The sequence below is a fragment of the Streptomyces sp. NPDC006012 genome (assembly GCF_042871185.1).
Taxonomy (GTDB): domain Bacteria; phylum Actinomycetota; class Actinomycetes; order Streptomycetales; family Streptomycetaceae; genus Streptomyces.
In genome coordinates this window covers 454,801-467,794 of record NZ_JBIAIE010000001.1, presented here as the reverse complement: position 1 = coordinate 467,794, position 12,994 = coordinate 454,801, and the positions used below count along the sequence as shown (strand labels likewise).

General features: G+C 71.5%; 9 protein-coding genes and 1 pseudogene. 3 read left to right on the top strand and 7 right to left on the bottom strand.

Features of this window, described 5'->3' with window-relative positions:
* Positions 1 to 81: 81 nt before the first annotated feature.
* From ACFYPJ_RS01970 to ACFYPJ_RS01960, 3 genes are all read right to left on the bottom strand, one after another.
* Positions 82 to 1,221: a serine hydrolase domain-containing protein gene (locus ACFYPJ_RS01970; protein ID WP_389008954.1), complete on the bottom strand. Its 1,140-nt coding sequence runs from the start codon at positions 1,219 to 1,221 to the stop codon at positions 82 to 84.
* A 114-nt stretch (positions 1,222 to 1,335) separates the two neighbouring features.
* Positions 1,336 to 3,084 carry a TIGR03767 family metallophosphoesterase gene (locus tag ACFYPJ_RS01965; RefSeq protein ID WP_389008951.1) on the bottom strand — a complete coding sequence of 583 codons (1,749 nt, stop codon included), beginning with the start codon at positions 3,082 to 3,084 and terminating at the stop codon, positions 1,336 to 1,338.
* 200 nt (positions 3,085 to 3,284) lie between these two features.
* Positions 3,285 to 3,803 (bottom strand): NUDIX hydrolase, encoded by a 519-nt coding sequence (locus tag ACFYPJ_RS01960; protein WP_389008948.1) that lies wholly within the window; start codon positions 3,801 to 3,803, stop codon positions 3,285 to 3,287.
* 288 nt (positions 3,804 to 4,091) lie between these two features.
* On the opposite strand from ACFYPJ_RS01960, the gene ACFYPJ_RS01955 reads away from it, so the two are divergent.
* Positions 4,092 to 7,403: a S8 family serine peptidase gene (locus ACFYPJ_RS01955; protein ID WP_389008945.1), complete on the top strand. Its 3,312-nt coding sequence runs from the start codon at positions 4,092 to 4,094 to the stop codon at positions 7,401 to 7,403.
* Between the two features lie 235 nt (positions 7,404 to 7,638).
* Here the strand turns inward: ACFYPJ_RS01955 and ACFYPJ_RS01950 are convergent.
* Positions 7,639 to 7,861: pseudogene (locus ACFYPJ_RS01950) on the bottom strand (RNA polymerase subunit sigma-70); the annotation flags it as partial.
* Positions 7,862 to 8,060: 199 nt separating this feature from the next.
* Between ACFYPJ_RS01950 and ACFYPJ_RS01945 the strand changes: the two are divergent.
* The gene (locus ACFYPJ_RS01945) at positions 8,061 to 9,077 is read left to right on the top strand and encodes an aspartate-semialdehyde dehydrogenase (RefSeq protein WP_389008942.1); all 1,017 of its coding nucleotides are present in this window, start codon (positions 8,061 to 8,063) and stop codon (positions 9,075 to 9,077) included.
* Positions 9,078 to 9,135: 58 nt separating this feature from the next.
* Here the strand turns inward: ACFYPJ_RS01945 and ACFYPJ_RS01940 are convergent, their stop codons facing one another.
* The 3 genes from ACFYPJ_RS01940 to ACFYPJ_RS01930 are packed head-to-tail and all read right to left on the bottom strand — an operon-like array spanning position 9,136 to position 10,238.
* Positions 9,136 to 9,483, bottom strand: coding sequence for a type II toxin-antitoxin system PemK/MazF family toxin (locus ACFYPJ_RS01940; RefSeq protein ID WP_389008939.1), 348 nt, complete (start codon positions 9,481 to 9,483; stop codon positions 9,136 to 9,138).
* A complete protein-coding gene (locus ACFYPJ_RS01935; RefSeq protein WP_389008936.1) occupies positions 9,470 to 9,700 on the bottom strand; it encodes a ribbon-helix-helix domain-containing protein in 231 nt (76 codons plus the stop codon). The genes ACFYPJ_RS01940 and ACFYPJ_RS01935 overlap by 14 nt, the downstream gene beginning before the upstream one ends.
* Before the next feature lie 58 nt (positions 9,701 to 9,758).
* Complete coding sequence (locus ACFYPJ_RS01930; RefSeq protein WP_389008933.1) at positions 9,759 to 10,238, bottom strand: DUF1203 domain-containing protein; 480 nt, start codon at positions 10,236 to 10,238, stop codon at positions 9,759 to 9,761.
* A 113-nt stretch (positions 10,239 to 10,351) separates the two neighbouring features.
* Between ACFYPJ_RS01930 and pepN the strand changes: the two genes are divergently transcribed.
* The gene (pepN, locus tag ACFYPJ_RS01925; RefSeq protein WP_389008930.1) at positions 10,352 to 12,931 is read left to right on the top strand and encodes an aminopeptidase N; all 2,580 of its coding nucleotides are present in this window, start codon (positions 10,352 to 10,354) and stop codon (positions 12,929 to 12,931) included.
* Positions 12,932 to 12,994 lie beyond the last annotated feature (63 nt).

Here is a 12,994-nt window from a genome sequence, read left to right as displayed (position 1 = left end):
CGTGAACAGCGGGTTAGCCGATATATGGCGGTACGGACATTGCACGCGCGTTACGGCGGAAAGACACCGGAGAAACGGTGTCTAACAGAATTCCCCCTCCAGTACGGCGTCCATGTCCCCGGACCAGTCGCCGTTGAAGTTGACCGCCAGCGCGTGCCGGCCGTCGGCCGTGGTCACCGCCGAGGAGCTGGAGCCGTGGATGCCGCCGTCGTGTCCCCAGACGTGGACGCCGCAGGACAGGGTGCGGTCGATGAGCCCGAGTCCGTAGCCCGCGTTCGGCATGCCCTCGGCCGGGACCGTGGTCTTCATCTCCTTCAGCTGCCGCGCGGGCAGCAGCCGACCGCCGAGCAGGGCCCGGTAGAAGCGGATCAGGTCGGCCGAGTCGGAGATCATCTCGCCCGCGGACGACGCGATGGACGGGTTCAGCCGGGTGACGTCGTAGGACGGGCCCGCCACCGGCTGGGCCAGCTTCGAGTAGGCGCGGCTGCTCGGCTGCGGGACCGTGACCCGGGTGCCCGGCACCGAGGTGCCGGTGAGCTTCAGCGGGCGGATGATCCGCCGCTCGATCTCCTCGGCGTACGGACGGCCCGTCACGCGCTCGACGATCATGCCCGCGAGAACGTAGTTGGTGTTGGAGTAGTTCCAGGACGTGCCCGGCGCGAAGTCCGGTGCGTGGCGCAGCGCGATCGCCACCAGCTCGCCCGGGGCCAGGGTGTCGTAACGGTGCTGGAAGAAGCCGTCCTTCACGAAATAGGAGCGGCCGAAGTCGTCGTCGGCCGTGTAGTTGTAGATGCCGCTGGTGTGGTTGAGGAGCATGCGGAGCGTGATCGCGCGACCGTCGTGGCCGTGGCCGCGCACCACGCCGGGCAGCCATTTCTCCACCGGGTCGGCCAGTGACAGCCTGCCCTCGGCCGCCAGCTGGAGCAGGACGGTGGAGACGAAGGTCTTGGTGATGCTGCCCACGCGGTAGCGGTCGGCGGCGGAGCGCGGGGCGCCGGTGCGGGTGTCGCCGACGCCCGCGGTCGCCGACCAGACGCCCTGCGCGTCCCGGGCGCCCGCGGTGACACCGGGCACCCCGTCGGCGACGGCGGCCGCCATGGCCCGGCGGGTGGCCGCGTGATCGTCGGTGCCCCCGGCGGGGCCGGCCGCCAGCGCCGGTGCCGCCAGCGCCATCGAGAGCGCCGCGGCCGTCGCCGCCGCCACCGCCATACGTACGGACATGTCGTGTCCCCTGTTCGCTGTGCTCGTCGAGCTCGGTCGCGGGGAGGGACACCGGGGTGGCGGTGGAGGTTGCCCGGCCGTACGCCGGTTGAGCGTGTATCGGCCCTTTCGGCCTCAGCCCTTCTTCAGCACCAGCTCCGTGTTGCGGTCGGTCGTGGAACCCCCGAGGGTCGTGCCGGCGCCGGGGGCGTTGAAGGCCAGCTCACGGTAGAGGGCGGCCAGGCCGGTCTGGGACAGGTCGGCGGGATCGGTGCGGTGCGGCGCGGCGGACTCGACGAGCGTGGTGAACAGCGACAGCGTGCCGTCCTTGTTGTCCACCAGCTCGATGACCCGGGCGAGTTGGGGGTGGTCGACGTGGGAGGCGGTGGAGATCTCCCAGAAGGAGTGGCCGCCGGCGGTGGCGTGCGGGGTGATCGCGTTGCGGTGGATGTGGCCGTTCACCCAGGCCAGTACGCCCGGGTGGCGGGCGAGCAGGGCGAGGACCGTGTCGCCGCCGTGCCGCTGCTCGCCGGGGTCGGCCGGATCGGGGCGGGTGTTGTCCATCGACGCGCTGGTGTGGTGGCTGAAGACGACGGCGTAGGCGTCCTTGTTGTCCCGCAGGGTCCGCTCCAGCCAGGCCAGCTGGGCGGTGCCGATGGAGCCGTCGTAGTGGCCGCCCGGGTCGGTGGTGTCCAGGCTGATGCCGAGCACGTCGTCGGAGATGCGGAACGCGTAGTACTGGGTGCCCGCGGCCACGTTGTCCGGCGCGTACCCGTGGCCGGCCGGACCGGATCCGGTGTGGGCCGGGTCGAGGTGGGCCTTGAGGTAGTCGGCGGGGGTGTACGGAGCACGCCGGGCGTCGGGGGTGACCGGCCGCAGATCGCGCGCGTGCGTCTTGAGCAGGTCCCGGAAGCCGGTGCCCCGGGGGTCGGCGGCGTTCTTGATGCTGTCCTGGAGCTTTTTCGCCTCGGCCGCGGACAGGCTCATCAGCTTCCTGCCGCCGACCGCGAACTCGGCGAGGTAGGGGTCGCCGTGCGAGCCGTAGCAGCCGAGCGGCAGGGCGTCGTGGTTGCCGACCGTGGAGTACCAGGGCAGGCGCAGGCCGGGGCTGCGGACCTGCCGGACGGCCGCCGCCAGGTAGCCGTCCAGTTGCGGGAACCCGGCCGTCTTGTCCTGGTCGCGCAGGGCCGAGTCGGGCTGCCAGTACAGGCCGAGGCCGCTGTTCTGCACGCCTTCGTAGCGGCGCGGGTCCCCGGTGTTGGGGGTGATGGTCCCGCCGCTCATGATCGTCATGAACCACTCCAGTTCGGAGTGGGCGTTGTTGTCGGTGTTGTCGCCGGTGGTCATCACGAAGTGCAGGGGCGAGCCGGTGGCCGGGCCGCCGCGCAGCGAGTTGATCCGCTCGACCAGCGAGACGGCCCCGGGCACGGTCAGGGCCTCGTGCGGGCGCCACGCGTGCCGGTCGGTGGAGCGCAGGAACTCCAGCCGCAGCGGGTGCTGGACGTCCATCAGGTGCAGGTCGGTGAGCTGGACGAAGGCGGCGAGCGGGGTACGGCGGTCGGCGCGGCCGGCCCGGGCCGCGGCCAGTTCCTCGCGCACCACGCGCGGCCAGCCGGGTCCGTCGCCGAGGCGCCGGTAGCCCGGGCCGCCCGGTGCGGCGGCGACGGATTCGACGGTGGTGCCCTTGGTGTAGGGGGTGAGCGGCGGTGCGGGCGCCGTCCGCGAGGCGGCGCGGGGTGTCCCCTCGGCGGTGGCGGCCTGGCTGTCGGTGGGGCGCAGGGCGTAGCCGATGCCCGCGGAGACGGTCACCGCTCCGACGGCTGCGAGGACGGAACGACGGTGGACCCCCAGCGCGGAGGTGGCGACAGAGCGTATGCGCGACATGGCGCGGTCTCCCCGGGTGCGAACGCGTCAGCAGTGATGCGCGGGTGATCGCCATCGCGAACATCCCACTGCTATCGATCGTTGGCACCAGGAGTGACCTGCGTGTGAACGAGGCAGCAACGTGCGGCGCCGATCACCGTACGTGGATCACGGCGTACCGGACGCGGCCATACGGTGGATTTCGGGCGGCCGGGGGACGGTCACTCCGTGTTCATCTGCGGGGGTAGCAGGAGGCCGCCGGGCCCGTCCGGCAGCCGTCCGGACGCCGGGCGCTCGCGCCACAGCCCGAGCGCGGTGTCGACGAGCGCGACCCGGTGCAGGGCGTCCACCTCGGCCAGGTCCTGCCAGGCGGCCAGGTCGGTGGAGCCGTTCACCTCGTTGCGCAGCTCACCGCCGGTGATCCGGCCCTCGTAGACGAGCCGCAGGGCGTGGCGGTCGACGCCGCGTCCGAAGCGCCGCGGCGTGGTCCGGCGCAGCGAGTCCACGCCGAGCAGGCCGGTGACCTCGATGTGGTAGCCGGTCTCCTCGAAAACCTCCCGGCGCACGGTGTCGTAGGGATCCTCGCCGTGCTCCACGCCGCCGCCGGGCAGCACCCACTCGGGCGGGCCCGCGGGGGCCGGCGAGCGGGCCAGCAGGATCTTCCGCCGGCCTTCGGCCGGAGGGACCCGCACGTCGCGAACGCACACGGCGTAGGCCGCCACCCTCAGTTTCCTGCGCACGGGGGGACGGTAGTCCGAGCGCGCCGGATCCGGGAGACGGACGACGTTTCCGGCCATGGAGCGACGATATCCCGCCACCCTTGGCGTTCATGTTCCAGAAACAATCAGCGAAAGGTCATCTTTTGTGCGCTCAAATCCCCCGTGACGTATGGCGGGTGTGTGCCATACGTCCCTCACGCCACGGTCAACTCTCCCCAAAGTTCTCACCTTTGGGTAAAGCTGAGCGATCGTCCGGCACCGACATCCGGACTGCTGTGTTCAACGTTCCTTTACCTCCAAGGGATGCCGATGATCCACTCCTCCAAGAGCGACCCGACGCCGGGCGCGAGACGCGTGGCCCGCATCGCCGTGGCCGCCGGTCTGGTGGCCGCGCTCTCCGCGGCCGGCCCGATACCCCTGGCCGTCGCCGCGAAAGCCCCCGCGACGACGGCCGACCCCAGCGTCAAGTCGGCCGAGGCCCCCAAGCTGGGTTCCGACGACGCCGGCCTGCTCGCCGCGGCCAAGGCGGCGGGCGACAAGAACGTCACGATGATGATCGCCACCGCGCCGGGCCGGACCGAGCAGGTCGCCGAGCAGCTGGACGCGGTCACGGGCGGCTCGGTCGGCCGCACCTACGACAAGCTGGGCTACGTCCGGGCCACCGTCCCGACCGGCGCGGCGGACGCGGCCATCGCCGCCGCCACCAAGCTGTCCTCGGTGCACGCCATCGACCTGCGCCAGGAGATAGCCCTCGACGACCCGACGCCGGCCGCGGACACCGCCAAGGGCGCCGAGTCCGCCGCGACGGCGAGGACCTATCCGGCGCCGGACAGGCACACACCCGCGAAGAACCCGTACAACCCGTCGTTCGAGACGGGCGCCGTCGACTTCGTGCAGCAGAACCCGAAGGCGGACGGCCGCGGCGTCACCATCGGCATCCTCGACTCCGGCGTCGACCTCGGCCACCCGGCGCTGCAGAAGACCACCACCGGCCAGCGGAAGATCGTCGACTGGGTGACGGCGACCGACCCGATCGTCGACGGCGACCAGACCTGGCGCCCGATGGTGAACGCCGTCTCCGGCCCGTCGTTCGCCTACGACGGCCAGAACTGGCGGGCCCCGGCGGGCTCCTACCAGATCAGCGTGTTCAAGGAGTCTTACACCGCGGGCGGTGACGCCGCGGGCGACGCCAACCGTGACGGCGACACCACCGACTCCTGGGGCGTGCTGTACGACCCCGCGGCGGGCACGGTCCGGGTCGACCTGAACAACAACAACGACTTCTCCGACGACACGCCGATGAAGCCGTACAAGGACGGCTACCAGATCGGCTACTTCGGCACCGACGACCCGAAGACCGACGTGGTCGAGCGCCAGCCGTTCGTCGTGCAGATCCGCAAGGACGTGCCGATGGACCCCTACGGCGGGCCCTGGGTCGGCAAGAAGGCCGACTTCGTCAACATCGGCGTCATCGAGTCGGAGCACGGCACGCACGTCGCCGGCATCACCTCCGCCAACGGCCTGTTCGGCGGGAGGATGAACGGCGCCGCGCCCGGCGCGCAGATCGTCTCCTCCCGCGCCTGCTCCTGGAGCGGCGACTGCACCAACGTCGCGCTCACCGAAGGCATGATCGACCTCGTCGCCAACCGCGGCGTCGACATCGTCAACATGTCCATCGGCGGCCTCCCGGCCCTCAACGACGGCAGCAACGCGCGCGCCGAGCTGTACACGCGGCTCATCGACACCTACGGCGTGCAGCTCGTCATCTCCGCGGGCAACGACGGCCCCGGCGCCAACACGATCGGCGACCCCGGCCTGGCCGACAAGGTGATCGCGGTCGGCGCGGGCATCTCCCAGGAGACCTGGGCCGCGAACTACGGCTCCCAGGTGGAGAAGAAGTACGCGATGATGCCCTTCTCCTCGCGCGGCCCGCGCGAGGACGGCGGCTTCGCGCCGACCCTGGTCGCGCCCGGCGCCGCGATCAACTCCACCCAGACCTGGCTGCCGGGCGGCCCGGTGCCCGAGTCGGGCTACTCCCTGCCGGCCGGCTACTCGATGCTCCAGGGCACCTCGATGGCCTCCCCGCAGGCGACCGGTGCGACCGCGCTGCTGCTGAGCGCGGCGAAGCAGCGGCACATCGACCTCACCCCCGCCCGCCTGCGCACGGCGCTGACCTCGACCGCCGACCACATCAAGGGCGCGCAGGCGTACGAGGAAGGCGCGGGCCTGATCAACATCGTGGACGCCTGGAAGGCCGTCAAGAACGGTGCGGACGCCCATGCCTACACGGTCAAGGCACCGGTCGACACCGCGCTCGACTACGCGCTCAGGACGCCGGGCTTCGGCACCGGCCTGTACGACCGCGAGGGCGGGCTGAAGGCCGGGCAGAAGAAGACGTACGCCGTCACGGTCACCCGTACCTCCGGACCGGCCACGGCCGTCCGGCACGAGCTGCACTTCGAGAACAACGCCGGTGGCACCTTCCGGATCGTCGGCGACGACGTGGTGAAGCTGCCGCTGAACCAGCCGGTGACCGTCAAGGTGCAGGCGGCCCCGAGGTCGGCCGGCCTCAAGAGCGCGATCCTGGAGGTCGACGACCCGCGGACCGAGGGCATCGACCAGCAGATCCTCACCACGGTCGTGGTGGCGGCGCCGGTCGACCACACCTACTCCGCGTCGGGTTCGGTGCAGCGCAACAGCACGCAGTCGTACTTCCTCACGGTCCCCGAGGGCGCCACGTCCCTTGAGGTCGCGATCGGCGGGCTGAAGGCCAAGAGCCAGACCCGGTTCATCTCGATCCACCCGTACGGCGTTCCGGTCGACGAGACGTCGACGCCGTACTGCTACAACAACTACCTGGACGGCAACGGCTGCCGGCCCGACGTGCGCTCGTACGCCGACCCGCAGGCCGGGGTCTGGGAGATCGAGGTCGAGTCGCGTCGCACCTCGCCGCTGCTCGACAACCCGTACAAGCTGGACGTCGCCGTGCTCGGCGCGGCCTTCGACCCGGCGACCGTGACCGTGCCCGAGGCGAAGGTCGGTGTCCCGGCCGCCGTCTCCTGGAAGGTGACCAACGGCTTCGCCGCCCTGGACGGCAAGCTGGTCGGCGGCCCGCTCGGTTCCGCGAAGTCCGACCGGCCCGCCATCGCGCAGGACGATACCCGGCGCACCGAGGTCACCGTCCCGGCGGGCGCCGAGACGCTGGACGTCGCCATCGGCAACGTCTCCGACACCGCCGCCGACCTGGACCTGTTCGTGTACGACTCGTCCGGCGAGGAGGTCGGCAAGTCCGCGGACGGCGACTCGGAGGAGGCGGTCTCCATCCCGAAGCCGGCCGCGGGCACCTACACCGTCGAGGTCGTGGGCTACTCGGTGCCGTCCGGCTCGACCGACTTCGACTACCGGGACGTGTTCTTCTCCTCCACGCTCGGTTCCGTCGCGGTCGACGGCTCGACTCCGGTCAAACTCGGCACCGGCGCCTCGACAACGGTGACCGGGCAGGTCACGGCCGCGGCCGAGGCTCCGGCGGGCCGCGAGTTCTTCGGCCGGGTGCAGCTGGTGAACGCGCGCGGCACGGTCGCGGGCGTCGGCAACGTGCAGATCGAAAAGGTCACGCCGTGAGGCCGTGACCCGGTCGCACCGTGACGCGGTGCCGCCGACGGGCGGGGCGGGTGTCCAGGCGGACGCCCGCCCCGCTCCGTACGTCGCGGCCCCGGACCGCCGCCCGGGGCTCACCCGGCCGGGTTCGATGACTGCCCGGCCGAGGACGCGGCACCGGAAGGGCAGGCCGCGTCACGGGAACCGGGCAGGGCCTCACTGATCCAGGCGCGTTCGGCGGCCACCCGGGCCTCGCCCACCACCCACCGCGCCCACGCGGACACGTCCCGCGGCGCCTCACGGCCGCTCGCGGCCCGTTCCAGCAGCCGCAGCCGGACCTGCTGCACCCCGTCCGGCAGGTCCGACTGCGGCACGCCGCCGAGCGCGAGCACCGCCCGCACCCGCCGCTCCTGGGCCGCGTCCAGCGGATCGTCCCCTCCGCGGACCGCCTCCTGACCGCGGCGGGGCCTTCTGCGCAGCACGGCCACCTCTCCCCTCCCCGCGTTTCCCCTACGACGCGGAAGCGGGCCGAAACGTTCGCCGCCGGCCCCGGGGATTTCCCCGCCCCGTCCCATCACCCGGACAATGGACTGGACAGGACGGGCAGGGACAGACGCATCCTGGAGCGGCCGACGTGCCGCACGCACAGAGGCCGCACACACACGTAGTACGGAGGAACCCGTGAAGGTCGGAATCGTCGGAGCCACCGGTCAGGTCGGCACGGTCATGCGCAGAATCCTCGCCGAGCGGAGTTTCCCGGCGAACGAGCTGCGGCTGTTCGCGTCGGCCCGCTCGGCGGGGACGGTCCTGGACGGCGTACCGGTGGAGGACGCGGCGACCGCCGACTTCACCGGCCTGGACATCGTCCTGTTCTCCGCGGGCGGCGCCACCTCCCGGGCGCTGGCCGGGAAGGTCGCCGCCCAGGGCGCCGTCGTGATCGACAACTCCTCCGCCTGGCGGCGGGACGCGGACGTGCCCCTGGTGGTCTCCGAGGTGAACCCGCACGCCATCGCGCACCGCCCCAAGGGCATCATCGCCAACCCGAACTGCACGACGATGGCCGCGATGCCGGTGCTCAAGCCGCTGCACCGGGAAGCGGGCCTCGAAGCCCTGGTCGTCGCCACCTACCAGGCGGTCTCCGGTTCGGGCCTCGCGGGCGTGGCGGAGCTGCACGGCCAGGCCCAGAAGGTGGTCGCCGACGCCGACCGGCTCACCCACGACGGCGCGGCCGTCGACTTCCCCGAGCCGCAGGTCTACAAGCGGCCCATCGCCTTCAACGTGCTCCCCTTCGCGGGCAGCCTCGTCGACGACGGTCTGAACGAGACCGACGAGGAGCAGAAGCTCCGCCACGAGTCCCGCAAGATCCTGGAGATCCCCGGCCTCAAGGTCTCCGGCACCTGTGTCCGGGTCCCGGTCTTCACCGGCCACTCCGTCCAGCTCAATGCCCGCTTCGCGCGTCCGCTGTCACCCGAGCGGGCCACCGAACTGCTCGCCGCGGCGCCGGGCGTCGTGGTCACCGACATCCCGACCCCGCTCCAGGCGGCCGGCCAGGACTCGTCGTACGTCGGCCGGATCCGCCGGGACGAGACGAGCGACAACGGTCTGGCCCTGTTCGTCGCCAACGACAACCTGCGCAAGGGCGCGGCCCTGAACGCCGTCCAGATCGCGGAGCTGGTCGCGGCCGAACTGGCGGGGTGACACCGGGACCGCAGACGAAGGGGCGCCCACCGGTGACCGGTGGGCGCCCCTTCGTGGTTCAGAGGGAGAGGTGTCTGCGCAGGGCGACGTCGATCTTCGCCATCTGCTGCGGGGGCACTGTGCCGAGCGGCCGCAGCAACCGGTCGGGGGCGAGCGCGCGCACCTGCTCGCACTGCACCTTGGATTCCTTGGGAAGACCGCATTCACCTGCGGGAAGCAGCACCTGGAACGGGTAGACACGGGCCGTGTTGGTCGTCAGGGGGACCAGCGTGACCACGCCGAGTCCCGTTCGCTCGACCGCCGCATTGGCGCCGTCGTTCGAGACGATCACCGCGGGACGGGCCTTGTTCGCCTCACTGCCCCGCGACGGCTCGTAGTCGACGAGGTAGATGTCACCGCGCTTCATCGATCAGCCCGTCCCCGGAGAACCGGTCCCAGAACTCGGCGTCCTCGCTGCCGTCCCATTCGGCGAATGCCGCCGCGTACTCCTCCACGAGCCGCGCCTGCCGCAGCAACTCGATGGCGGCGTGTATCACCGCCGAACGGGACTCCGCATCGGTACGGGCCGCGTACTCGTCGACGAAGGCCACATCCTCCTGCGGCAGACTCACACTGATCTTCATACCACCACGCTAGCAGGGTACGACCAGACTGGCTACCACTCGTACTACCGTGCGGGCGCTAACCCCTGCGCACCTCGTAGAGGAAGCACCCGTACTCCACCGCCCGCACCTGGACCAGTGCCACCTCCGGATCCGCGAACGCCTCCGCGAAGGCCGCGTCGAAGCCGTCGGGCTCCGACACCAGCCGCCCGCCGAGGATCCGGCCGCCGGCCGAGTAGCGGCGGACCGTCCGGTGCGCGTTCGTGAACGGGTGGCCGCCCCCGGCCACCGGCCCCGGGCACGCGCGCGCATGGATGAAGACCGGCCCCTGTTCGTCGTAGGCACCGGGCTCGGCGCCCGTCCCGGCCGCCCAGCGGCGCAGCGGCGCGTACGACACGAGCGCGATCGACTCGCCGGGCGTGCTGCGGCGCAGACAGCAGCGCAGCGGTGCGCCGCCCTCGTCGTCGCTCAGGGCGACCGTCTCGCGCCCCGCGTCGTCCACGGCGCGCAGTTCCTCAAGGGCCGCCGGGTCGACCGGGCGTGCGGTGTATGTCGTCATGCCACCAGGCTGGCGCGCGTCCGCCCCGGTCACCGGCGAGATGCGGACATCGCGTTCCGTGGATGACCCGTGGAAGGATGGCACAACCCACACATAAACGAGGAGATGACCGCGTGCCTGGCACAAACCTGACTCGGGAAGAGGCGCAGCAGCGGGCGAAGCTGCTCACCGTTGACTCGTACGAGGTCGATCTCGACCTCTCCGGCGCGCAGGGGGGAGGCACCTACCGGTCCGTGACCACGGTGCGCTTCGACGTCGCCGAAGCGGGCGCCGTGTCCTTCATCGACCTGGTGGCCCCCGCGGTCCACGAGGTGACGCTCAACGGCGACCCGCTCGATCCGGCCGCCGTCTTCGCCGACTCGCGGATCGCGCTGCCGGGCCTCCAGGCGGGCCGCAACGAGCTGCGGGTCGTGGCCGAGTGCGCGTACACGAACACCGGTGAGGGACTGCACCGCTTCATCGACCCGGTCGACGAGCAGGCGTACCTCTATACCCAGTTCGAGGTGCCGGACGCCCGCCGGGTCTTCGCCTCCTTCGAGCAGCCGGACCTGAAGGCGACCTTCCAGTTCACCGTGAAGGCGCCCGCCGGCTGGACGGTCATCTCCAACTCGCCGACGCCGAAGCCCAAGGACGACGTCTGGGTCTTCGCGCCGACGCCGCGCATCTCGACCTACATCACGGCGCTGATCGCCGGGCCGTACACCTCGGTGCACAGCGTGTACGAGAAGGACGGGCAGAGCGTGCCGCTCGGCATCTACTGCCGTCCCTCGCTCGCCGAGTTCCTCGACTCGGACGCCATCTTCGAGGTCACCCGGCAGGGCTTCGAGTGGTTCCAGGAGAAGTTCGACCACGCGTACCCGTTCGAGAAGTACGACCAGCTGTTCGTACCGGAGTTCAACGCGGGCGCGATGGAGAACGCGGGCGCGGTGACCATCCGGGACCAGTACGTCTTCCGGTCGAAGGTGACCGACGCGGCCTACGAGACGCGGGCCGAGACCATCCTGCACGAGCTGGCCCACATGTGGTTCGGCGACCTGGTCACCATGGAGTGGTGGAACGACCTGTGGCTGAACGAGTCGTTCGCCACGTACACCTCCATCGCCTGCCAGGCGTACGCGCCCGGATCCCGGTGGCCGCACTCGTGGACCACCTTCGCCAACTCCATGAAGACGTGGGCCTACCGGCAGGACCAGCTGCCCTCCACGCACCCGATCATGGCCGAGATCCGCGACCTGGACGACGTGCTGGTCAACTTCGACGGCATCACGTACGCCAAGGGCGCCAGCGTGCTCAAGCAGCTCGTCGCCTACGTCGGCACGGACGAGTTCTTCAAGGGCGTGCAGACCTATTTCAAGCGCCACGCGTACGGCAACACGCGCCTGTCCGACCTGCTGGGCGCCCTGGAGGAGACCTCCGGCCGCGATCTGCGGACGTGGTCGAAGAAGTGGCTGGAGACGGCCGGGATCAACATCCTGCGCCCTGAGATCGCGACGGACGCCGACGGTGTCATCACGTCCTTCGCGATCCGCCAGGAGGCCCCGGCCCTGCCCGCCGGCGCCAAGGGCGACCCGGTGCTGCGCCCGCACCGCATCGCGGTCGGCCTGTACGACCTGGACCCGGCGAGCGGCAAGCTGGTGCGGGGCGACCGGCTGGAACTGGACGTGGACGGCGAGCTGACGGCCGTACCGCAGCTGTCCGGGCGGCGCCGCCCGGCCGTGATCCTGCTCAACGACGACGACCTGTCGTACGCGAAGGTCCGCCTGGACGAGGCGTCGCTGGCCTTCGTCACCGAGCACCTCGGCGACTTCGAGTCCTCGCTGCCCCGCGCGCTGTGCTGGGCCTCCGCCTGGGACATGACCCGGGACGCGGAGCTGGCCACCCGTGACTACCTGTCCCTGGTGCTGTCCGGCATCGGCAAGGAGTCCGACATCGGCGTCGTGCAGTCCCTGCAGCGTCAGGTGAAGCTGGCGATCGAGATGTACGCGGCCCCCGTCACCCGCGAGGCGCTGCTCACCCGCTGGACGGACGCCACGCTGGCGCACCTGCGGTCCGCCGAGCCGGGCGGCGACCACCAGCTGGCATGGGCCCGGGCGTTCGCCGCGACCGCCCGCACGCCGGAGCAGCTGGACCTGCTGGAGGGTCTGCTCGACGGCACGCACACCGTCGGGGGCCTGGCCGTGGACACGGACCTGCGCTGGGCGTTCGTGGAGCGGCTGGCGGCGACCGGCCGGTTCGACGAGACGGAGATCGCGGGCGAGTACGAGCGGGACCGGACCGCGGCGGGCGACCGGCACGCGGCCACCGCGCGGGCGGCCCGTCCGACGCCGGAGGCCAAGGCGGAGGCGTGGGCGTCGGTCATCGAGTCGGACAAGCTCCCGAACGCCGTCCAGGAGGCCGTGATCGGCGGCTTCGTCCAGACCGGCCAGCGGGAGCTGCTGGCGCCCTACACCGAGCGGTACTTCGAGGTCGTCAAGGGCATCTGGGACTCCCGTTCGCACGAGATCGCCCAGCAGATCGCGGTCGGTTTCTACCCGTCCATCCAGGTGTCCGAGGAGACCCTGGCCAGGACGGACACCTGGCTCGCCGCGGCCGAGCCGGGCGCGGCCCTGCGCCGCCTCGTCTCGGAGTCCCGCGCGGGCGTCGAGCGGGCGCTGAAGGCCCAGGCGGCGGACGCCGCGGCGGCCACCGCGTAGCCATCCCTCACGCGTGGGCACACGCACGACGAAGGGGCGCCCGGCGGGGCGCCCCTCTTCGTC

Bases quoted from the DNA above. Each gene is read 5' to 3' on its own strand.
- ACFYPJ_RS01970 (WP_389008954.1), bottom strand. From the start codon at position 1,221: ATGTCCGTACGTATGGCGGTGGCGGCGGCGACGGCCGCGGCGCTCTCG.
- ACFYPJ_RS01965 (WP_389008951.1), bottom strand. From the start codon at position 3,084: ATGTCGCGCATACGCTCTGTCGCCACCTCCGCGCTGGGGGTCCACCGT.
- ACFYPJ_RS01955 (WP_389008945.1), top strand. From the start codon at position 4,092: ATGATCCACTCCTCCAAGAGCGACCCGACGCCGGGCGCGAGACGCGTG.
- ACFYPJ_RS01940 (WP_389008939.1), bottom strand. From the start codon at position 9,483: ATGAAGCGCGGTGACATCTACCTCGTCGACTACGAGCCGTCGCGGGGC.
- ACFYPJ_RS01935 (WP_389008936.1), bottom strand. From the start codon at position 9,700: ATGAAGATCAGTGTGAGTCTGCCGCAGGAGGATGTGGCCTTCGTCGAC.
- ACFYPJ_RS01930 (WP_389008933.1), bottom strand. From the start codon at position 10,238: ATGACGACATACACCGCACGCCCGGTCGACCCGGCGGCCCTTGAGGAA.